Raw genomic sequence first — 21,037 nt, forward strand, 5'->3', positions numbered from 1 at the left:
AGATCGGTCCGCCTCACGTCGCGCTGCCTACCATCACCCACCCGGCACCGCTTCGTTCCGCGTCGCTGCATCAGCAGCAGAGAAACGAGATTATGAAGAACTTCCGCCGCAACGTCAACAGGTTTTTGCTACCAACCGAACCTGCCGCCACCGCTGGAAGCCTTGCCACTGCTGGCTTTCCCGCTTCCCGTGCTCCGCTGTCCGGAGCACGAAAGAGCGAGATTCTAGCGAGCCGCCCAGCGCCTTGCAAGCGTTATCTGCTCTTATTCAAGGCGTCTTTTCTACCCCGCCTATATCTTCCACACCGGGAGCTTTGGCACCGGGCGCCAGCGTGCCTGCAGCGGTTGCACCGATAGTCCAGTCGTGCAGCACCGTGTACGCGACCGCCAGCAAGGTCGGCCCAATGAAAACGCCAAGGAAGCCGAATGCAAACGCGCCGCCCAGGATACCTAGCATGACCAGGATCAACGGCATGTCGCTATTCTTGCCGATCAGAATCGGCTTAATGACATTGTCGGACATGCCGACAACCAGCACGCCCCACACCACCAGGAAGACCGCCCACCCCGTTGCACCACCGTGATAAAGCCAGATCGCCGCCGGCAACCATACGATCACCGGGCCACCGGGGATCACCGACAGGAAAAACGTCGCGAGTCCAAGCAATGCGGGCGCCGGTACACCGGCAATCCAGCAGCCGAACCCCGCAAGAATTCCCTGAACAAGCGCAGTGCCCAGGATTCCGTAGACCACGCCCTTCACTGTGCTGCCCGCCAATGCCAACAGATAATCGGCGCGCTCCCCGGCAATACGCCGCATGCCCGCGTTCAACCACGCACCCGCGCCCTCACCTCCGGTATAAAAGAAGAAAGCCAGCACGATGCTTAGCGCCAACAGCCCAAGACCGTGCGTGACAGCAATCGCTGCCGCAAGAATCCACTTGCCGGCCGGCGCTGCAAGCGTACGCAACTGCGCAATCAGTTCCGAATTGCTGCTTGTCAGATGCTCCCAGAAACTCTCGATGCTCGAACCGACCAACGGAATTCTCGCCACCCAAGGCGGCAGATCCGGCAAGCCCGCTTCGAACAACCTCTGCACCAGCGCGACTATGTCGTGAACATGCGCACCAAATGCAAACCCCGCGTAGACGAACGGCCCCAGCACCACAATCAGAATGATGAACACGATCAATGTGGCGGCCCACTTCCGCCTGCCACCAATTGCGGCGGTCAGCCTTCGGTAGAGTCCCCACGAGCTATAGCTGAGAATCGCGCCCCACAGCAGAGCGGTCGTGAAAGGCGCGAGGACCAGTAACGAGCCGCCTACCAGAATAATCAGCGCAAACACTGCGGCCAGACGTTCGATCAGTTGGTCCGATTTCACAATGAATCTCCTGTTACGCCAGACCGAGGCGACAAGTACGAACGCGCGTTCGGCGCCCGTAAAAACCGGTCAGTATATAGAAGCGACTTCCGCTCTCTGAGCGTCTTATATTATTTGACGAAGTCGCCACGGGAGCACAATTGAACATACGCCGATGCTCTGATTTTTCGCGCAGAAACGTCCGAATCGATCCGGCACCGCGCGCCAAATAATATGGCGCCGCGGAAACGACTACAATAAAAGGTTCTGTGCACCCAACTTCCGGATTTATGCGCTCGCGAATCGCCAAACGTCTCCCCCCCGATGCCGACAAGCTTGTCGGTCTTTCACTCGCGCTTTTCGCGTCGGGCAGCCGCACTGAAGACCGCTTCTGGGAAGCGAAACTCGACGCGCTGCTAGCCAAGGTCGTGCGCAACGCCAATCAGACCACGCTCGACGCGGCGCTCGACCATCTGCAGCAAAATCATCCCGATGCTTACGGCGCGCTTGCCGACATGGCAGAGACACATAGCGAATCGTTCGTCATCGAGCATGAAGGCGTGGCCTACGAGGCATTGCTGATCGCCGCGCCGGTCCTCGCGTGGACGCGCTACATGATTCCATCCGGCCCGCTCAAGGCCGACGCCGCCGACGCCTTGCGCGCGCACTTGCAGGCTCATGTGCTCGCGGCCAACACGCGTGTCGCTATGGCTCCGTTTCTGTATAGCATCGACCAGCTGCCGCGCCATCACGTCGAAACCTGGCGCATTGCGCAGCAGCTTGCGCAAGCGGCCCTCGCGGGCAGCAACCTCAAGCTGAACTTCGGCGAACTGCCGGAAACCTCGCCGATTCTTGCTGACCCGCGCTTCCTGCTCGCCGTGGTCGCCGCACCGGTCGGCGAGCCGACGTTTCGCTGGCAAGAGGAGGAACACGGCAGCCGCATTGAACGCGGGCAATGCCTCGAACAATGGGCAACGCAAGGCGGCGCCAACCTGTCGCTGGTGCTGCCCGGTTGCGAATTCGAGTGCCTGTTGCCGGACGCCTATTATTCGGCATGCCGCGACGCCGACGAACGCGTGCGCCCTCATACCGTGCGCACCGCCGTGCGTTATCTGTTCGACACAATTGGCGCTGCGCCGCAGGAACTGCGCGCAGTGGTTGCCGGCTTCGGCGAGCGCCGTATCGACGAATACCGCGTCGGCTTTACGCGCCGCGGCAGCAATGAGGTGATCTACGGCGTCGTGTGGCCACTCTACGGCCGCGAAAATGGCGAAGCAGGCATCGACGAAGAACCGCAGGAAGCCGCCGCATCCGACGCTCCGCTCGAGGAAATCGTCGCGCTGCTCAAAGAAACCGGCGTGACTGACGTACGCCGCCACGCCGGCCGGTTCGAGCCTGAATATTGCGATGACTGCGGCGTGCCGCTGTACGCCGATCCGCTCGGCGAAATCGTGCACGCAGAAATGCCCGAAGACGCCGAACCGGCGCAGCCGCACTTCCACTAGGCGGTCCGCGCCCTGCGGCGCCTCGAAGTTCGTTGACAAGCCCCGCCGTGTGCGGGGCTTTTTCATGCGTCATTCCTCTTATGCCTTTTGGACAGGCCGTCAAATCGAAGGGAATTTGTCATCATAGGGACGGCGACGCATCGCATCCCCGCCCGGCTCAAACACCGGCGAATGCATCGCGCCAACTCGCCCGATTCATCTGGAGACATGCATGCGATTCTCGATACTCAACTCAGACGCGGAACGACGCGATGGCCTTAAAGCGCTGTTACGGCAAATCAACCGGCTGGCACGTTTCAACGAAGCACAAGACTGGCGCCAGATCGAGCGCACACTCAAGCGTCAGTGGCCCGATCTGCTCGTGATCGACTGGCAGGACTGGATGTCGGTCATGGACGTCCGGCATCTGCTCAGCCACTATCCCGATCTGCGCATTGCAGTACTGACCGACGAGATTTCGCCGAAGACGGTGAGCGAACTCATGGACGAGGGCGTGCTCGGAGTCGTGCCGCGCGAAACCGATCCCTGCCTGATCGTGCGCGCGTTCGAGATGGTGCTGCTCGGCGGGCACTACGTGCCGTCCGGGGCGCTGGCGCTCAACCCGCCGCTGCCGGCGGATACCGCCATCCGCCCGTTCGACGAAAAGAACCCGCCGCCGCGCCGCGCAAGACTGTCGAGCGGACTCTCGCCCCGGCAGCAGCAGATCATGCGCTGCGTCCACATGGGCAGCACCAACAAAATGATCGCGCGCACGCTCGGCATCAGCGAGGGCACGGTCAAGATCCATTTGACCAGCATATTCCAGCAGTTGGGCGCACCGAATCGCGCCGCCGCGGTCGCGCTTTACAACGGCTGGCTGACAAATCATTTGCAAGTACTGCGCAGTAAAGGGGAAAGCCTGCTTCGTCCGGTCATGGGCCAGGCAGGCGCGGTGCCGCTGCGGCGCGCCCCACGGCGAGGCTTCCAGTACGCGCTGTCGGCTAACGATACAACCGCCCCCATGCCGATGGCCGCCGAACCGGGCACACCCTACGACGATGCGTCCGCCGCCGAGGTCCCGCCGGAGCCGGCCACCGAAGGCTCCACCTGATGTGACAGGCCGCGCGCCAGCAGCGTGATGCGCGATTTCTGCCAGTGCGTGCATGGGCTGGCATGGAATCCGCTCACACCTTTTCTCGTCCAACGAGTAATATGAGACTCATGGGTTTCCTCTACACACCGCTTCCGTTTTGGATCGCTGTCGGTGGCTGGATCGTCACTGCGATAGTGATCGCGCTCGCGCTGTGGAAAAATCCTTTCAAACGTCTTCAGGACGGCACGTTGCAGCATGTCTGGCTGGCGATCATCGTCGCCGTGTCGGTCCTGTGGGCAAGCAACGCGTGGCTCGACGACGGCACTGTTATGCACCTGCTGGGCGCGACTCTCGTCGTTACGCTTTTCGACTGGGCACTGGCGCTGATTGCAATGGCCGTGGTCACCGGCCTCGCCGGCCTGATTTTCGATGCTCCGTGGCAAGGCATCGCGCTCACTTTCCTGATGTTTGGCGCCGTGCCAGTCGGCATTTCGACATTGCTTCAGCGAGCAAGCATTGCCTGGTTGCCGCGTAATCTTTTCATGTTCATCTTCGGCCAGGGTTTTGTGTCGCCTGCTATCGCCGTGTCGCTCACCGCAGTCGCAGCGCTCGGCGTTCACGTCGCGCTCGCCGACGGTTCCACGACGGTCGTTCCCGCAGGCTACGCGCTCAGCGTGCTTTTGCTGGCCACGGGCGAGGCATGGTTCACGGGAATGTCCACGGCATTGATCGCGGTCTACCGTCCTGCATGGGTCACCACTTATGATGTGCGGCGATACCGGCTGGGCGGCCCGCGCACATGACGCTGATGCAACTTCCTACGCGCAATTCAGGTGCTCGTGAGCTTATCGCACGGGTGCGGCCGAACGCGCGCCCGGCATCGCAAAGCCCGGCAAAAACCGCGGTCGAAAAATAGTTGCGGCACGATTGAACTCAACCATGTCGCCAGGCATCTTACGTGCCTCACGTCTCATTAGCGTCTAACGAACTAGATGGATTGCACCAACGTACCGCGCCGATTGCTGCGGCTGGTCGGCCGGCTGGCAACATTCGCAGCGAGCGTCTCGCTCGCGTGCACTGCCCCCGCGTTCGCCGATCAGCTCGAACAGCACAACGATCTCGTCAACAGACTGGTCAATGAAATGCATGCCGATCCGCTCATAGCGGATTGCGCGGCACATGGCAATTTTGTCGCCAGCACCTCAACCGCGTTCGATCATGTCGAGTTTCCACCTAGCTCGTTCGATAGCGCACATGCCTCGATCACACCGTGGAACGATTCGTTCGACGAGGGCAAGCAACGCGTCAAGGTGGATAACATCGTCACCGTCGAAGGGCTCGGCATCCCTCAGGGTGGAGGGGGCGACGCTGCCGATCTGAAGTTCCGCTGCGGCTACGTCGGCACGCAGATGCTGGCGTTCAGCTGGAACGACCCGGTGCCACCGGCGCGGGCACGCAGATCGGAGCCTTCACAGTCCCACGCCACGTCCGGCAAGCATCGCGGAGTAAAAGGCAAGCACGCGGCAAGCGGCAAAGGCGCGAAGAAGAGCTCCGCGAAGTCGTCGAAAAGCAGTTCCGGCAAATCGTCCAGCAAGAAAGCGCCGGCGAAGAAAAAACACTAGGTCTGAGATAACGCTGTGAATCGTGCAGGCCGCAATGCTCAATGCCTGCGCTAACAGGCACAGCAGCGTTATCGCATATACCGGCGTTGTCAGCGATCCGGCATTACAAGCAGTCCCCGGCGACTACCGGCGAAAAATTTCGCTGCGTCCAATGAACCAGCCGGCCGCTCAGAAGCCAGCCAGCCAACGAGGCACACGCGCAAGCCGTGCGTGCCCTCTTCAACGCCGCCCAATCAGGCAAACGTCTTCACGTGCCGCAAGATGGCTTGCAGCATCGCCGCGCCGAGCGACGCGCTGCGCTCGCCGTTCCAGCCCACTCGTTCGTCCGGCAGGTTGGCGTTGTCCTTGAACGGCATCTCGAGCGTCAACGACAGGCAGCCGAACTCGTTGCCGATATATTTCGACGCAAGCTTCAGCGCATCTTCGCGATACTTGCTCGCAGCATAACCATACTTGTCCTGGAAATCAGGGCTTGCCTGTTTGAACGCTTCGATAAACGCCTTCTGTTCCTCGCCTTGCCGCTTGGTGAACCCTGGCAGCATCTCCGAGCCCGCCACGAAGACATAAGGCAGCGCCTCATCGCCGTGAATGTCGAAGAACAGGTCGCAGCCGGTCGCGTGAATCGCGTCGCGCACTGCCAGCACCTCGGGACTGCGTGCGGCGTCCGGCTCCATCCATTCACGATTGAGATTGGCACCCGCCGCATTGGTGCGCAGGTTGCCGCGCACGCTGCCGTCCGGATTCATGTTCGGCACAATGTAGAACACGGCGTGATCGTATAGTTTGCGCGCCACCGGGTCGCCTGCCCAATCGCCCCAGCCCACGAGCCGCTTCACGAGTCCTTCGATAAACCATTCGGCCATCGTCTCCCCGGGATGCTGACGCGCAATCAGCCAGACTTTTTTCCTGGCGACGTCGCCGGCTTGTGGGGTACCGAGCGTGAGCAGCGACATCGGCCGGCCTTCGACGGTCGTGCCCAACTCGGTAAGCGTCGCCTGCGGCATCTGTTGAACTGCGCCGAGGAACTCGGAATGACGTTCCTCGCTATACGGTTCAAAGTACGCGTAATAAATGCGATCGAACTCCGGCGTGTGGTCGATCGTCAACACACGGCCGTCGTACGACGTAGGCACGCGAAACCAGTTCACGCGGTCGTAGCTGGCGACAGCCTGGTAGTCGCGCCAGCCTTCCGCAAACGCGCAGGCCGCCGCGTTTTCGAAGGTCATTACGCAGCGCTCGCCCGCCGCGCCGGACAGCCGGAAGTAGAACCACTGCGCGAACTCGGCGTGACTGTCCGGCCGCAGGCGCAAGCGAATATTGCCGGCCTCGGCGCACGACAGCACCTCGATCGCGCCCGCGTCGAAGTTGCTCGTAATCGATAGACTCATGATGTTCTTCCCTGCATGCGTGGGCAGCACTCCGCTTATTCAGCGACGCCGCGGCGGAATACGTACGTGGAATCGTTCGAGGCTTCGGCGTCGAACGCGTAGCCTTCCGAATCGAATTCCTTCAGTTGCTCCGGTCTATCAAGCCGATTTTCGACCGCGTAGCGCGCCATCAGACCGCGCGCGCGCTTTGCGTGAAAACTGATGATCTTGTAGCGGCCGCCCTTCCAGTCCTCGAACACCGGCGTGACGACCGGCGCTTCGAGCAGCTTCGGCTTGACCGACTTGAAATATTCGCCCGACGCGCAATTCACGAGCACACGGGATTTCGCCGCGCGCTTCTTTAACTGCACGTTCAACGCCTGCGTGATCCGCTCGCCCCAGAACGCGTAAAGGTCCTTGCCGCGCGGATTCGGCAGACGCGTACCCATTTCGAGCCGGTACGGCTGCAGCAGATCGAGCGGACGCAGCAAGCCGTAGAGTCCCGACAGTACGCGCACATGGTTCTGCGCAAAATCCAGATCCGCCGACGACAAGGTTTTCGCGTTGAAGCCCTCGTACACGTCGCCATTGAACGCAAGCACGGCCTGCTTCGCGTTGTCCGTGCCGAAGCGCGGCGACCACTGCGCATAGCGCTCGAAATTGAGGTGCGCCAACTGGTCGGAGATGCTCATTAGCGACGCGATCTGCTGCGGCGATAAACGGCGCAAACCGCCGATCAACTCGGCGGCGTCGTCGACGAAATCGGGGATGGTGTGCTTCTTGACGTGCGGTGGAGTTTCGTAGTCGAGCGATTTCGCCGGCGACAGAACGATTATCATAGAGGCTTGCAGGCACGCCGTGCCTGGCGGTCAAAGACGAAAGCCAGATTGTAACGAATGCCCGGTTCCCATGCCTCACACGGCGCTTTGCGCGTCGTTCTCGATTCCAATGTGTGGATCGACATTCTCGTGTTCGACGACCCGCACACGCGGCCAATTCGCGCCGCGCTGGAAAGCGGCACACTCGCCGCGCTGATCGACGCCCGCTGCCTTGCCGAGCTGACTTATGTGCTCGACTATCCGCAATTCGTCGATCGGAAGGTGGACAAGTCGGCCGCGCTCGCGATCGTCGCGCGGCTCGCGCAAGTGGTGGAACTCACCGCGCAACCCGAAGACCCACGGCCGTTGCCCAAATGCAAAGACCGCGACGATCAGAAATTCCTCGAACTCGCGCACGCTGCGCGGGCAGACTGGCTCGTGTCGAAAGATCGCGCCGTGTTAAAGCTCGCCAAGCGGGTCGCGCGCGATTTCGGGTTTCAGATTGCTCAGCCGGCACCGTTCGCCGCTTCGCTCGGTGGTTCGATTAGCGGATCGACGAGCGGCGCGGCCGCACCGCTGGAAACTCCGGTATAACCATGGCCGAACGGCCAACGGCACACCGCAGGCGCGCACGCACTGCCGCTATTGCCTACAATCAGGCTTCGCCGTTTTTGAAAAACGATGCCTTCGCCCACTCACTCGTCTCGCCCGAACAGCGCCATGAATGCACCGCACGACACGCCCATGAGTCCCTCGTTTCCTTCACGTCTGCCGAACGTGGGCACGACGATCTTCACCGTAATGAGCGCGCTCGCCGCCGAAAAAGGCGCGGTAAATCTCGGCCAGGGCTTTCCCGACTTCGGCTGCGATCCGCGAATCGTGGATGCGGTTTCGAACGCGATGCGCGACGGCCACAACCAGTATCCGCCTATGGCGGGTGCCGCGCCGCTGCGCGAGGCGATCTCAGACAAGATCGCAAACATGTATGGCCGCCGCTACGATGCCGCCACCGAAATCACGGTCACGGCAGGCGCGACCCAGGCGCTACTGACGGCGATACTCTGCACGGTCCATCCCGGCGACGAAGTAATCGTGATCGAGCCGACGTATGACAGCTATCTTCCGTCGATCGAACTGGCGGGNGGCAAGCCGGTATTCGTGACGCTCGACGCGCCGGACTACGCGATTCCGTTCGACAAGCTCGCCGCCGCAATCACGCCGAAAACACGGCTCTTGCTGATCAACACGCCGCACAATCCGACCGGCACCGTCTGGCGCGCCGACGACATGCGAAAGCTGGAAGAAATCGTGCGCGGCACCAACGTGCTGATCCTGTCGGATGAAGTGTATGAACACATGGTCTACGACGGAGCGCCGCACGAGAGCGTGGCGCGTTATCCGGAACTGGCGCAGCGCAGTTTTGTCGTGTCGAGTTTCGGCAAGACGTATCACGTGACCGGCTGGAAAGTCGGCTACGTGGCAGCCCCCGCCGCGCTAACCGCGGAATTCCGCAAAGTGCATCAGTTCAATGTGTTCACCGTGAACACGCCCATGCAGATCGGACTCGCCGAGTACATGAAAGACCCGGCGCCGTATCTCGAACTGCCGGCGTTCTATCAGAAGAAGCGCGACTTCTTCCGCGCCGGCCTCGCGAATTCGCGCTTCAAGCTGCTGCCTTGTACCGGCACGTACTTCCAGTGCGTCGATTACTCGGCAATCAGCGATCTGCCCGAAGCCGAATTCGCGCAGTGGCTGACCGGCGAGATCGGCGTCGCGGCCATTCCGGTCTCGGCGTTCTATCACGAGGCGCATGAGTCGGGCGTGGTGCGCTTCTGTTTCGCCAAGCGGGAAAGCACACTCGCTACCGCGCTCGAACGGCTGGCGCGGCTCTAGCATGTCACGCGCGATGCTGCGAACGAACTCCCGTTCCTCGCCATCGCGCGCCGCGGCCAACGCACGCGTTGCACGCCGCCGCTCGCTTCGTCTCGTGCGGCGCCATGCATCAGGTCGGACGCGACGCCGCGATATATGCCTTGCGGTCTTCGGTCACACGCTGCGCGGCCGGTCGGCCGTTGATTGTCTTCACGTAGTTTTTCCAGTCGAAACCCGCGTCGAGCAAAAAATCGCGGCCGTAGACAGCCTGCGTCGCCATGCCGACGAGCGGCAAACTCACGTAGCCCGCTGCGTCCGCGACACTGAACCGTTCGCCGCGCAAATACGGTGCGAACTTCGCGATCCGCCCGAAGCCCGCAATGTGATGCGCAAGCAGCTTCTCGATCCGGCCTTTGGTCGCGTCAGTCACCGTGCCGCCGAAAAACGCTTCCTTATAGAGATTGCGTGCGGTCAGTTCGAGATGCACGTCGACGAACATGATCAACTCGCGCTCCTTGGCCGCCTCCCACGGATCGGCGGAAAAAATCGCCTTGTCGGGAAAGCGCGCGGCCAGGTACTCGACAATACATTGCGATTCGCAAAGATCGCCCTCCTCGGTTTGCAGAAAAGGCACTTTGCCGAGCGGCGAATGCACGAGCATCGCCTCGTCCTGGCTCGGCTGCACGAACACCTCTTCGAACTCTATGTCGTGTTCGAGCAGAACGAACTTCACCTTGTTGTAGTAGTTAGAGAGAGCGAACCCGCAAAGCCTGATCATCGTTGTCTCCTTCCTTTTTCGGTGTATGAGACGGCCGATTGCACAGATAAGGCGGCCGCCGATCGCTCGTCAAGTGAATTGCACGAGCGTGCTATTCTAAGATACTCATGGAGTCCAGCAACACAATGACCTCTCGCAACTTCAGCATCGAGACTATCGGCATTGTCGGAACCGGAGCAATGGGCCGCGGCATTGCACAGATCGCGGCGCTAGCAGGCCTTACCGTGCGTCTCTACGACGCCAACCCCGCGGCCATCGGCGCCGCGCGCGACTACCTAGCCGAGACTTTCGCCAAACTGACCGCCAAAGGCAAGCTCGACCAGGCACGCTCGCTCGCAGCGCTTGCCAACGTCACGGCCGCGCATGCGATCAACGATCTGGCGGACTGCGATCTGGTGGTCGAGGCAATCGTCGAGAAACTCGAAGTGAAGCAGGCGCTCTTTCGCGAACTCGAAACCGTGGTGAGCGGACGTTGCCTGCTTGCGTCGAACACGTCGTCGCTGTCCATTACGGCAATCGCGGCTGGCTGCACGGACCCGTCGCGCGTGGTCGGCTATCACTTCTTCAATCCGGTCCCGCTGATGAAAGTCGTCGAAGTGATCGACGGCCTGCGCAGCGACCGCCAGGCAGGCGACGCGTTGATGGACCTCGCGCGCCGCATGGGCCACACGCCGGTGCGTGCGAAGGACATGCCGGGCTTCATCGTCAATCACGCGGGTCGCGGCATGAACACCGAGGGCCTGCGCGTGGCGGGCGAAGGCGTGGCGAGCTTCGTCGATGTAGACAGGATCATGCGCGAGCAGGCGGGCTTTCGTCTCGGCCCGTTCGAGCTGCTCGACCTGACCGCGCTCGACGTATCGCATCCGGTGATGGATTCGATCTACCATCAGTTCTACGAAGAGCCGCGGTTCACGCCCTCGCCCATTACGGGCACGCGGCTCGCAGGCGGGCTGCTCGGCCGCAAGACGGGCGAAGGTTTTTATCGCTATGAAGACGGCAAGCAGCAGGCGCCCGCTGAAGCAGCCGCGCCGATTACCTTGCCGGCAAGCGTGTGGGTCAGCAAGTGCTATCGCGACGCGTATGAAGCCGTTGTCGAACTCATCGGCAAAGCCGGTGTGAAGCTCGACGACGGCGCGACCCCCGCCGCGGATTCATTGATCGTCGTCACACCGTTCGGCCACGACGCGACCACGGCCGCCGTCGACGAAGCGCTCGACGCGAGCCGCGTCGTCGCCATCGACGCGCTCTTTCCGCTCGTCGGCGCGCAACGCCGCACGTTGATGACAACGCCTGCGACCAGCCGCGCCGCGCGTGACGCCGGCCATGCGCTTTTTGCCGCCGACGGCGTGCCCGTCACCGTGATTCGCGATTCGACCGGCTTCATCGCGCAACGCGTGGTGGCGACGATCGTCAACATCGGCTGCGATATCGCGCAGAAGCAGATCGCGACGCCGCAGGACATCGACCTCGCCGTCACGCTCGGCCTCGGCTATCCGCGCGGGCCGCTCGCGCTTGGCGACGCGCTCGGCGCGAAAACCATCCTTACCATCCTGCGCAACATGTTTGACGTGCTCGGCGATCCACGCTACCGTCCGTCGCCGTGGCTCGCGCGACGGGCGCAACTCGGCATGTCGCTGACTCAGTGCGATGCCGCCGACTCTCAAACCGCGAAGACGGAGACGAAACAATGAGCGCCGAACTGCTGACCTCGCGCCCGACCGAAAGCGAATCGACGCTGGTACTCACGCTGTCCAACCCGGGTGCACGCAACGCATTGCACCCCGACATGTACGCGGCCGGCATCGAGGCACTCGATTCGGTCGAACGCGATCCGTCGATTCGCGCCGTCGTGATCGCGGGCGCGGACAATTTTTTCTGTGCAGGCGGCAATCTCAACCGTCTGCTGGAAAACCGCGCGAAGGATCCTTCGTTCCAGGCGCAGAGTATCGATTTGCTGGCCGAGTGGATTTCGGCGCTGCGGCTGTCGTCGAAGCCGGTGATCGCAGCGGTCGACGGCGCGGCAGCCGGCGCCGGCTTCTCGCTCGCACTCGCATGCGACCTGATCGTCGCGGCGGACGACGCGAAATTCGTGATGTCGTATGCCCGCGTCGGCCTCACGCCCGACGGCGGCGGCTCATGGTTTCTCGCGCAGGCCTTGCCGCGCCAGCTGGCAACGGAAGTGCTGATGGAGGGCAAGCCGATCGGCGCGGCACGCTTGCACGAACTGGGCGTCGTCAACAAACTGACCAAGCCGGGCACCGCGCGCGATACCGCAGTCGCGTGGGCCGACGAACTCGGCAAGATTTCTCCCAACTCGATTGCGCGTATCAAGACCCTGGTCTGTGCAGCCGGCACGCAGCCGCTTTCCGAGCATCTGATTGCGGAGCGCGATAACTTCGTCGCGTCGCTGCATCATCGCGAGGGCCTTGAGGGCATTTCCGCATTCCTCGAAAAGCGCGCGCCCGTCTACAAGTGAACGAGTGACCATGCCTGCCTACCAGCTACCCAAGCGCCGCCGCATTTTTCTGATGCGTCATGGCGACGTGACGTACTTCGACGACTCGGGCCGCACGATCGAACCCGAAACCGTGCCGTTGAACGCTAACGGCCGCGAGCAGGCAAGCGCCGCCGGCCGCGTGTTTGCGGAGCAGCAAGTCCGGTTTGATCGCGTTATCGTGAGCGGCTTGCCGCGCACCGTTGAAACTGCGCAGCGTGTGCTGGCCGAGACGGGTCAGCAGATCGAACTCGAAATTGAGCCTGCATGGCAGGAAATTCGCGGCGGCAAGCTGCGCCATATTCCGTTGCAGGATATCGAGGCCGCGTTTCTCGGCGTGTTCGACGGCATCGTGCCGGAAAGTACGCGCTTTCTCGACGGTGAGACGATCGGCGAATTGTTCGATCGCGTGCTACCCGCCGTGGCGGCATTGCGCGAGGACACCTCGTGGGACACGGTGCTGCTGGTGCTGCACGGCGGCGTGAATCGCGCGATCCTTTCTCATGCGCTTACCGCTGGCGGACGCACTTTCTTCGGCCATCTGGCGCAGGCCACCGGCTGCATCAATGCGCTCGACGTCGGCGCGGCACCGCGCGACTGGGTACTGCGCGCGATCAATTATTCGCCGCCGTCGCCGCTGCATCGCGACATCCGCAATACGACGATGGAAATCCTCTACGCACAATTCATCCAATACACGCGTAGCTGAACCCGAACCGGAGGAGACACATGGTGCAAGCCACACAAAGCGGCGAGCCGGAACAGCACGCGGATTATTCGGCCTTCGAGGGCACGCGCCCGGTCAACGAGCGGCAGCGCTTCGACAGCGAAGCGCTCGCCGCCTGGCTGACGCAGCATGTGGATGGGTTCTTCGGACCGCTCACGGTCGAGCAGTTCGCCGGCGGCCAGTCAAATCCGACCTTCAAGCTCGTTACGCCGTCGTGTGCTTATGTGATGCGCGCGAAGCCCGGGCCGGCTGCGAAGCTGCTGCCGTCCGCGCACGCCGTCGAACGTGAATACCGCGTGATGCATGCGCTCGCCGACGCGGGCGTACCCGTTGCAAAAATGCTTGCGTTGTGCGAAGACGAAAGCGTCATTGGCCGCGCGTTCTACGTGATGGAGTTCGTCGAGGGCCGTGTGTTGTGGGATCAGTCGCTGCCCGGCATGACTGCTGACGAACGAAGCGCGATCTACGACGAAATGAACCGCGTGATCGCCGCGCTGCACAGCGTCGATCACGCGAGCGTGGGACTTTCGGACTACGGCAAGCCGGGCAACTATTTCGCACGTCAGATCGGCCGTTGGAGCAAGCAGTACATAGCGTCCGAAACCGAACCTATCGACGCGATGCAGCGCCTCATCGAATGGCTTCCGCAGCATATGCCCGCGGAAGCCGGCGAGCGCCTGTCGATCGTGCATGGCGACTACCGGCTCGATAACCTCATCTTCGATCGCAAGGAACCGAAAGTGCTTGCGGTACTCGATTGGGAATTGTCGACGTTAGGCGATCCGCTCGCCGACTTTGCCTATCACTGCATGGCCTGGCACGTCGACCCCGCGCAGTTCCGCGGTATTGCGGGTCTCGATTGGGCTGCGCTTGGGATTCCCGACGAACAGCAGTATGTCGAGCGCTATTGCCAGCGCACCGGCTTCGAGATTCACGGCGATTGGAATTTCTACCTCGCGTACAACATGTTCCGCATCGCAGCCATCCTGCAGGGAATCATGAAGCGCGTGGTCGATGGCACCGCGGCCAGCGCGCAGGCGCTCGACGCGGGCCGGCGCGCGAAGCCGATGGCCGAGCTCGCCTGGCGTTATGCGCAAAAAGTGCGCTGACCGCGCTTGAGTACGCTTAGCCACGCTAAACACGCCCACGCGCGCGCAAGCACGTTTGCGTGTTTCAACCAGCGTCTACATTAAATGTCGTCCGTTATCTGCGAGGTCAATAGATGAATTTCGATTACACCCCGAAGGTTCAGGCACTGCGCGAAAAACTGCTCGCCTTTTTCGGCGAGCACATTTATCCGAACGAGCAAGCGTTCTACGCGGAGATCGCGCAAAACCGGCTGAACGGCAATGCGTGGCAGCCGACTGAGCTCATCGAGCAGCTCAAGCAGAAAGCGCGCGACGCGGGCCTGTGGAACCTGTTTCTGCCCGACTCGGTGCGCGGCGCCGGGTTGACCAATCTCGAATATGCGCCTCTGTGTGAAATCATGGGCCGGGTGCCGTGGGCGCCGGAGGTGTTCAACTGCAACGCGCCCGACACTGGCAACATGGAAACGATCGAGCGATACGGCAGCGAAGAGAACAAGCGCGAATGGCTCGAACCGCTGCTGCAAGGGCAGATTCGTTCCGCGTTTCTGATGACGGAGCCGGAAGTCGCGTCGTCCGATGCCACCAATATCCAGACCAGCATCGTGCGCGATGGCGACTACTACGTGATCAATGGCCACAAGTGGTGGTCTTCCGGCGCGGGCGATCCACGCTGCAAGATTTATATCGTGATGGGCAAGACCGATCCCGAGGCGCCGCGCCATCAGCAACAGTCGATGATTCTGGTTCCCGCCGACGCCACCGGCGTCACGGTCCACCGCCCTCTTTCCGTTTTCGGTTACGACGACGCACCGCATGGCCACATGGAAATCACGCTGGACAACGTACGCGTGCCGGCGACCAACATGCTGCTCGGCGAAGGCCGCGGCTTCGAGATCGCACAAGGCCGTCTCGGACCCGGACGCATCCACCATTGCATGCGTCTGATCGGTCTGGCAGAGCGCGCGCTCGAATTGATGTGCAAACGCTCGATGCAACGCGTCGCGTTCGGCAAGCCCGTTGCCACGCAAGGCGTCACGCAGGAACGCATTGCCGAGGCGCGCTGCATGATCGAACAGGCGCGGCTGCTCACGCTCAAAACCGCATACATGATGGACACCGTCGGCAACAAGGGCGCGCGCGGCGAAATCGCGATGATCAAGGTGGTGGCGCCGAACATGGCATGTCAGGTGATCGACTGGGCCATTCAGGCGCACGGCGGCGGCGGCGTCAGCGACGACTTCCCGCTCGCCTACGCTTATGCATCGGCGCGGACGCTGCGCTTCGCCGATGGTCCTGACGAAGTGCATCGCAATGCGATCGCAAAACTCGAGCTCGCGCGTTACATGGAGCCGGGCGCGGCGGCTCGCGTGGAGACGCCGGGTACGCCTGTTTGACGTCTTGCCCGGACTCCGTTCCGAGTGCTGCTGGCAGCGGGCATCTGTAGCCGCCGCCAGCAGCATCGTGCGAACTATGCTCTAATTTTCGTCAAGCACGGCGCTCCTTGGGGCGCCGCTTCAACGAACGAAAGGAGCGAGGATGATCGACGTCTATAGCTGGGCGACCCCGAACGGCCACAAGGTTCATATCATGCTCGAGGAGACGGGCCTCGAATACGCGGTGCATGCAGTGAACATCGGCGCCGGCGATCAGTTCAACGCCGAATTTCTCGATATCAGTCCGAACAACAAGATTCCGGCCATTGTGGATTCTGACGGGCCGAGGAGCGCGGACGGCAAACCGTTCGCGTTGTTCGAGTCCGGCGCGATACTCATTTATCTCGCCGAGAAAACCGGCCGCTTCCTGCCGACCGATCCGGCCGCGCGCTATTCAGTACTTCAATGGTTGATGTTCCAGATGGGCGGTCTCGGCCCGATGCTCGGGCAAACCCACCACTTCCGCGTCTACGCGCCCGAGCCGATCGAGTACGCGATCAACCGCTACACGAACGAAACGCGGCGCTTATATGGCGTGATGGACAAGCAGCTTGGCAAGACGCAGTACCTCGCCGGGAACGACTATACGATCGCCGACATCGCTTCGTTTCCGTGGACGCGCTCGTGGCAAAACCAGGGCATAGAACTGGATGCGTTTCCGAACGTGAAACGATGGCATGAGGACATCGCCGCGCGGCCGGCGGTTGTGCGCGGCGTCGAAGTACTCGCATCCGCTCGCAAGCCGCTGATGGACGACAAGGCTAAAGAAATGCTGTTCGGCGCGACGCAATACGCGAAGCATTGAAGCGTTCAGTAGTGCGGCGGGAAGTGTATCGGGGTGCTGCGCATTGGTGCATTGGCAGCGACAACTGCGGGGCGCCGGCGGTGCATCAGCGCCGGCGTCGGCGCATTGGCCGACGGCTTGTGCGCACCGGTCATCGCCGCATTCGCGAAATGTGCATGTGCAGATGCATCTGCATCGTCGTCAGACGAGCGTGAGGCGGCGGGCATGCCGCCCGCGCCGCCTCTGCCTACTATGCCCCTTGCGCGTCAAAAATAATGGCGAGTGATGAATTCAGCGACGCATACGGGGCGCTCATTCTCGTGCCGCTCCAGCGTGACATTCCACATTACTTGCACGCCCGCATTGTCGACATCGGCGACGGACACGACGGCGAACCGCGCACGCAATTGCGAGCCCACCAATACGGGCGACGTAAACCGCACGCGATTCAGCCCATAATTCACGCCCATCCGTTGCTCGATCCGTACCGTTTTCTCGAGCAGCGCAGGGATCAGCGAAAGCGTCATGAAACCGTGCGCGATCGCGCCGCCGAATGGTGACTCGCGCCGCGCTCGCTCCGGGTCGACGTGAATCCATTGGTGATCGCCGGTGACTTGCGCGAAACGATCGACGCTCGGCTGATCGATCGTCACCCAGCCGCTAACGAGCGGCGCCCCACCGACGAGTGCACGCAACGCCGCCGCATTCCGAAACGCCGCAGCCGGCCGCGTACTCTCCATTGTCATGACGAAGCGTCCGGATTGCGCAGCCCGAACATTCCCTTCGAGCGCACGGTAATCACCGTCTCGCCATGCTGATTGATGCCCGCCCATTGCGTGGACACAATGCCGCGATCCGGTTTGCTTTCCGAAATGCGCTTGTCGAGCACGGAGTTCGTCATGGTGATCGTATCGCCGACACGCACCGGTTTCAGCCAGCGTATTTCGTCGATGCCCGGCGAGCCCATCGACGTGGAGTCCGCCAGCGCGTTACGTACTAACATGCCCATCATGACCGAACACGTATGCCAGCCGCTCGCCACTAATCCGCGGAACGGCGACGCCTGCGCCGCGGCTTCGTCGAGATGGAACGGTTGCGGATCGAACTTCTCCGCAAATTCGACGATCTCCTCGCGCGTGAAAGTGTGCTTGCCGATCTCGGTCGTTGAGCCGACCATCATGTCCTCGTAACTCAGAGCCATCGCTCAATCTCCTTGCGGGCCGATTTAATCGGCCAATCCAACTTCGGTGCTGGCAAAACCGGGCAGCGCGGCGAATCGCGCGAGGTGATGATCGACATCGCCCAGTGTTGTTTCAATAATAGCGAGACGTTTAAACAGATGCGCGGCCGCGACTTCGTTCGTCATGCCCATGCCGCCGTGCAACTGAACCGCTTGCTGGCCGACGAAACGCGCCGCCTGCCCCACGCGCACTTTCGCGGCGGATACCGCACGGCGGCGCTCGTCGGCGTCGTCGCTCGAATAGCGCATTGCGGCCAGGTACGTGATGGAGCGCGCCTGCTCGGCGTGAATCAGCATTTCGACCATGCGGTGCTGCAATGCCTGAAAGCGTGCGATCGGCTGGCCGAACTGCTGCCGGGTCTTGGTGTAGTCGACGGTTGCGGCGTTCAATGCGTCCAGCGCGCCGACCGCTTCCGCGCACAGGAGCAGCGTGCCGTAGTCCGCGATGTGTTCCAGGGCCGCCGCGCCCGAGTGCGGGCCGCTTAAACGGCGCGCGGGCGTGCGGTCGAACTGGAGCGTCGCGGCGCGTTGCCCGTCGATGGTGCGGTAATCGGTGAGTTCCACGCCTGCGGCGTCGCGCGCCACGACGAACAACGCGATCTCACCGTTGGACCGCGCGGGCACGATCCAGTAATTCGCCTGCGCACCGTGCAGCACGACCGACTTCGTGCCGGAAAGCGTGTGCTGCTCGCCTTGTGCTGTCGCGACCGTCGCAATCTCGAACAGGTCGTAGCGCGCATGCGGCTCGTGAAACGTGACAGCGAGCTTGATCTCGCCCTGAGCCGCGCGCTCGAGCAGCGACGCGTCCTCGGCCTGACCTGTGCCAGCAAGGCGCAGTGCCTCGATGCCGACTGCGGTGGCCCAATACGGCTCGACCACCAGAGCACGACCCAACTCCTGCATGACAACGAGCATATCGACCGGCCCGCCATTGAAACCGCCTTGAGTCTCCGGCACTGGCAATGCCGTCAAGCCCAATTCAGTCAAGGCCGCCCACTGGGTCTCCGAGACGCCTGCGTCCGACCGCACGATCGCCTGGCGCGCCTCGAAGCCGTAGTTCTTGTCCAGATAGCGGCGCAGCGCGTCGGCGAATTGCTGTTGCTCGTCGTTGAAAGTGAAGTCCATGCGCCGCTCCTCAAAGTCCGAGAATCATCTGCGCGATGATGTTCTTTTGAATTTCGTTCGAGCCGCCGTAAATCGACGTCTTTCGGAAATTGAAGTAATAGGCGGCCAACGGCGCAGCGTCGTCATCCCCGGCGAGGCTGTGTTCGCGCTCTCCTTCGAGGAACGGTACGTCAAAGGGTGCGGCAAGCGGGCCGACAGCTTCGAACATGAGCTCGGTCAACGCTTGCTGGACTTCCGTGCCCTTGATCTTCAGCATCGACGCCTCGGGGCCCGGTCCGCGTCCGCCTGCTTCATTAGCGACCACGCGCTGCACGGTGACTTCGAGCGCCATCAATTCGATTTCCAGACTCGCGACTTTCGCAGCGAACATCGGGTCATGCAATAGCGGTTTGCCGTTCTTTTTCCGGTCCAGCGCAAGGCTTTTCAGAAACACGAGTTCACGCTTCGATTGACCGACACGTGCAATGCCGGTGCGCTCATGTCCGAGCAGATATTTTGCGTAAGTCCAGCCTCGATTTTCCTCGCCGACCAGATTCTCGACGGGTACCTTAACGTCTTCAAAGAAAACTTCGTTAACCTCATGGTCTTCGTCGAGCGTGATGATCGGCCGTACGGTGATACCCGGCGTTTTCATGTCGATGAGCAGAAACGAAATGCCCTCCTGCTTCTTCGCGCCGCTGTCGGTGCGCACAAGGCAGAACATCATGTCCGCGTGCTGCCCCAACGTGGTCCACGTTTTCTGACCATTGACCACGTAATAATCGCTGACGCGCTCGGCGCGTGTTCGCAGCGACGCGAGATCGGAACCGGAGCCCGGCTCCGAATAGCCTTGGCACCACCAGTCAGTCCCGTCGAGAACGCGCGGCAAGTAATGGCGTTTCTGCGCCTCGTTGCCGTACTTCATGAGAACGGGCGCAACCATCGACACCCCGAACGGCAACACGGTCGGCGCGCCGACACGCGCGCACTCTTCGTCCCAGATATGCCGCTGGGTCGCGTCCCAACCAGGACCGCCATACGTTTTCGGCCACGCCACAACTGACCAGCCACGCGTGCCTAACAGCTTGTGCCAGCTTGCGAAGTCCTCGCGATTCAGACGCTTGTGGTTGAGTACCTTCTCGCTGAGTTCGCGCGGTAGATTGGCTTCGAGCCAGGCGCGGATCTCTGCGCGGAACGCCTTATCGGCGGGGGAATAGTCCAAATTCATACGTAGTGTCTCCTGGCCGCCACCACCCGCCGCCAGTGAGCCACTGCGCTAATGCAGAGGTTCCTTCAGGGCAGCCGGGACCGGCAACGGCATCACTTCGATGCCTTCTTCGACCAAAGCTCGCGCGTCTTCTGGTGTCGTGACACCACGAATGTTGCGTGCGGGCGCTTCGTTGTAATGGATGCGCCGCGCTTCCTCGGCGAAGCGGTCGCCCACGTTTTCCGTCTTTTCCAGTACCTCGCGCAATGCATGCATGACACGCGCCTGCAATTCGCCTGGGGCCGCCGGCACTTTCGTCTCTGTTGCACCCGACAGATTGAGGCGCGGCGCCGACGGCAAACGGCTCACCTCTTTCGCGCCACAAATCGGACACTCGACCAGCTTGCGCGATTGCTGCGATTCAAAGTCGTCAGCCGAAGCGAACCAGCCTTCGAACCGATGGCCGTGCGGACACTGTAAATCGAGAACCTTCATATGGAATCAGGGCTTGCGTGCCAGTTTAGCGCAAAACAAACATTTGTGAACGGTCGTTCGTAAAGCTTC

The 21,037-nt window shown here is 61.8% G+C and carries 21 protein-coding genes; 12 read left to right on the forward strand and 9 right to left on the reverse strand.

Annotation, left to right across the window (positions count from 1 at the left end; translation table 11 throughout):
- Positions 1-267: 267 nt before the first annotated feature.
- A complete protein-coding gene (locus F759_RS0118800) occupies positions 268-1,383 on the reverse strand; it encodes an AI-2E family transporter (RefSeq protein ID WP_027801246.1) in 1,116 nt (371 codons plus the stop codon).
- 269 nt (positions 1,384-1,652) lie between these two features.
- Here F759_RS0118800 and F759_RS0118805 point away from each other — a divergent pair, with 269 nt between their 5' ends.
- From F759_RS0118805 to F759_RS0118820, 4 genes are all read left to right on the forward strand, one after another.
- Positions 1,653-2,867 carry a DUF2863 family protein gene (locus F759_RS0118805; RefSeq protein WP_027801247.1) on the forward strand — a complete coding sequence of 405 codons (1,215 nt, stop codon included), beginning with the start codon at positions 1,653-1,655 and terminating at the stop codon, positions 2,865-2,867.
- 211 nt (positions 2,868-3,078) lie between these two features.
- On the forward strand, positions 3,079-3,957 hold the full coding sequence (locus F759_RS0118810; protein ID WP_027801248.1) for a response regulator transcription factor: 879 nt from the start codon (positions 3,079-3,081) through the stop codon (positions 3,955-3,957).
- Between the two features lie 110 nt (positions 3,958-4,067).
- Complete coding sequence (locus F759_RS0118815) at positions 4,068-4,742, forward strand: energy-coupling factor ABC transporter permease (protein ID WP_027801249.1); 675 nt, start codon at positions 4,068-4,070, stop codon at positions 4,740-4,742.
- Between the two features lie 189 nt (positions 4,743-4,931).
- On the forward strand, positions 4,932-5,561 hold the full coding sequence (locus F759_RS0118820) for a BspC domain-containing protein (RefSeq protein ID WP_027801250.1): 630 nt from the start codon (positions 4,932-4,934) through the stop codon (positions 5,559-5,561).
- Positions 5,562-5,794: 233 nt separating this feature from the next.
- On the opposite strand, the gene F759_RS0118825 is transcribed toward F759_RS0118820, so the two are convergent.
- Positions 5,795-6,949 carry a M14 family metallopeptidase gene (locus F759_RS0118825; protein WP_027801251.1) on the reverse strand — a complete coding sequence of 385 codons (1,155 nt, stop codon included), beginning with the start codon at positions 6,947-6,949 and terminating at the stop codon, positions 5,795-5,797.
- 35 nt (positions 6,950-6,984) lie between these two features.
- A complete protein-coding gene (gene yaaA, locus F759_RS0118830; RefSeq protein WP_027801252.1) occupies positions 6,985-7,767 on the reverse strand; it encodes a peroxide stress protein YaaA in 783 nt (260 codons plus the stop codon).
- Between the two features lie 57 nt (positions 7,768-7,824).
- Here yaaA and F759_RS0118835 point away from each other — a divergent pair, with 57 nt between their 5' ends.
- Complete coding sequence (locus tag F759_RS0118835; protein ID WP_027801253.1) at positions 7,825-8,340, forward strand: putative toxin-antitoxin system toxin component, PIN family; 516 nt, start codon at positions 7,825-7,827, stop codon at positions 8,338-8,340.
- 126 nt (positions 8,341-8,466) lie between these two features.
- On the forward strand, positions 8,467-9,639 hold the full coding sequence (locus F759_RS0118840) for a pyridoxal phosphate-dependent aminotransferase (protein ID WP_027801254.1): 1,173 nt from the start codon (positions 8,467-8,469) through the stop codon (positions 9,637-9,639).
- A gap of 109 nt (positions 9,640-9,748) precedes the next feature.
- Here the strand turns inward: F759_RS0118840 and F759_RS0118850 are convergent, their stop codons facing one another.
- Positions 9,749-10,396, reverse strand: a complete 648-nt coding sequence (locus F759_RS0118850; RefSeq protein WP_027801255.1) for a glutathione S-transferase family protein — start codon at positions 10,394-10,396, stop codon at positions 9,749-9,751.
- Positions 10,397-10,521: 125 nt separating this feature from the next.
- Here F759_RS0118850 and F759_RS0118855 point away from each other — a divergent pair, with 125 nt between their 5' ends.
- The 6 genes from F759_RS0118855 to F759_RS0118880 all read left to right on the forward strand — a co-directional run bounded on the left by F759_RS0118855 (position 10,522) and on the right by F759_RS0118880 (position 16,943).
- Positions 10,522-12,087 carry a 3-hydroxyacyl-CoA dehydrogenase gene (locus F759_RS0118855; RefSeq protein ID WP_027801256.1) on the forward strand — a complete coding sequence of 522 codons (1,566 nt, stop codon included), beginning with the start codon at positions 10,522-10,524 and terminating at the stop codon, positions 12,085-12,087.
- Positions 12,084-12,872, forward strand: a complete 789-nt coding sequence (locus F759_RS0118860) for an oxepin-CoA hydrolase, alternative type (protein WP_027801257.1) — start codon at positions 12,084-12,086, stop codon at positions 12,870-12,872. Before F759_RS0118855 ends, F759_RS0118860 begins: the two co-directional genes overlap by 4 nt.
- A 10-nt stretch (positions 12,873-12,882) precedes the next feature.
- The gene (locus F759_RS0118865) at positions 12,883-13,599 is read left to right on the forward strand and encodes a histidine phosphatase family protein (RefSeq protein WP_027801258.1); all 717 of its coding nucleotides are present in this window, start codon (positions 12,883-12,885) and stop codon (positions 13,597-13,599) included.
- 20 nt (positions 13,600-13,619) lie between these two features.
- On the forward strand, positions 13,620-14,726 hold the full coding sequence (locus tag F759_RS0118870) for a phosphotransferase (protein WP_027801259.1): 1,107 nt from the start codon (positions 13,620-13,622) through the stop codon (positions 14,724-14,726).
- A 113-nt stretch (positions 14,727-14,839) separates the two neighbouring features.
- The gene (locus tag F759_RS0118875) at positions 14,840-16,099 is read left to right on the forward strand and encodes an acyl-CoA dehydrogenase family protein (protein WP_027801260.1); all 1,260 of its coding nucleotides are present in this window, start codon (positions 14,840-14,842) and stop codon (positions 16,097-16,099) included.
- A gap of 142 nt (positions 16,100-16,241) precedes the next feature.
- A complete protein-coding gene (locus F759_RS0118880; RefSeq protein WP_027801261.1) occupies positions 16,242-16,943 on the forward strand; it encodes a glutathione binding-like protein in 702 nt (233 codons plus the stop codon).
- 245 nt (positions 16,944-17,188) lie between these two features.
- Here the strand turns inward: F759_RS0118880 and F759_RS0118890 are convergent, their stop codons facing one another.
- The 5 genes from F759_RS0118890 to F759_RS0118910 are packed head-to-tail and all read right to left on the reverse strand — an operon-like array spanning position 17,189 to position 20,968.
- On the reverse strand, positions 17,189-17,668 hold the full coding sequence (locus F759_RS0118890; RefSeq protein ID WP_027801263.1) for a MaoC family dehydratase: 480 nt from the start codon (positions 17,666-17,668) through the stop codon (positions 17,189-17,191).
- Positions 17,665-18,123: a MaoC family dehydratase gene (locus F759_RS0118895; RefSeq protein WP_027801264.1), complete on the reverse strand. Its 459-nt coding sequence runs from the start codon at positions 18,121-18,123 to the stop codon at positions 17,665-17,667. The genes F759_RS0118890 and F759_RS0118895 overlap by 4 nt, the downstream gene beginning before the upstream one ends.
- A gap of 24 nt (positions 18,124-18,147) precedes the next feature.
- Positions 18,148-19,287 carry an acyl-CoA dehydrogenase family protein gene (locus F759_RS0118900; protein WP_027801265.1) on the reverse strand — a complete coding sequence of 380 codons (1,140 nt, stop codon included), beginning with the start codon at positions 19,285-19,287 and terminating at the stop codon, positions 18,148-18,150.
- 10 nt (positions 19,288-19,297) lie between these two features.
- Positions 19,298-20,494, reverse strand: coding sequence for an acyl-CoA dehydrogenase family protein (locus F759_RS0118905; RefSeq protein WP_027801266.1), 1,197 nt, complete (start codon positions 20,492-20,494; stop codon positions 19,298-19,300).
- A gap of 48 nt (positions 20,495-20,542) precedes the next feature.
- Complete coding sequence (locus F759_RS0118910) at positions 20,543-20,968, reverse strand: DUF1178 family protein (RefSeq protein WP_027801267.1); 426 nt, start codon at positions 20,966-20,968, stop codon at positions 20,543-20,545.
- Positions 20,969-21,037 lie beyond the last annotated feature (69 nt).

It is taken from the genome of Paraburkholderia dilworthii, assembly GCF_000472525.1.
Lineage (GTDB): Bacteria > Pseudomonadota > Gammaproteobacteria > Burkholderiales > Burkholderiaceae > Paraburkholderia > Paraburkholderia dilworthii.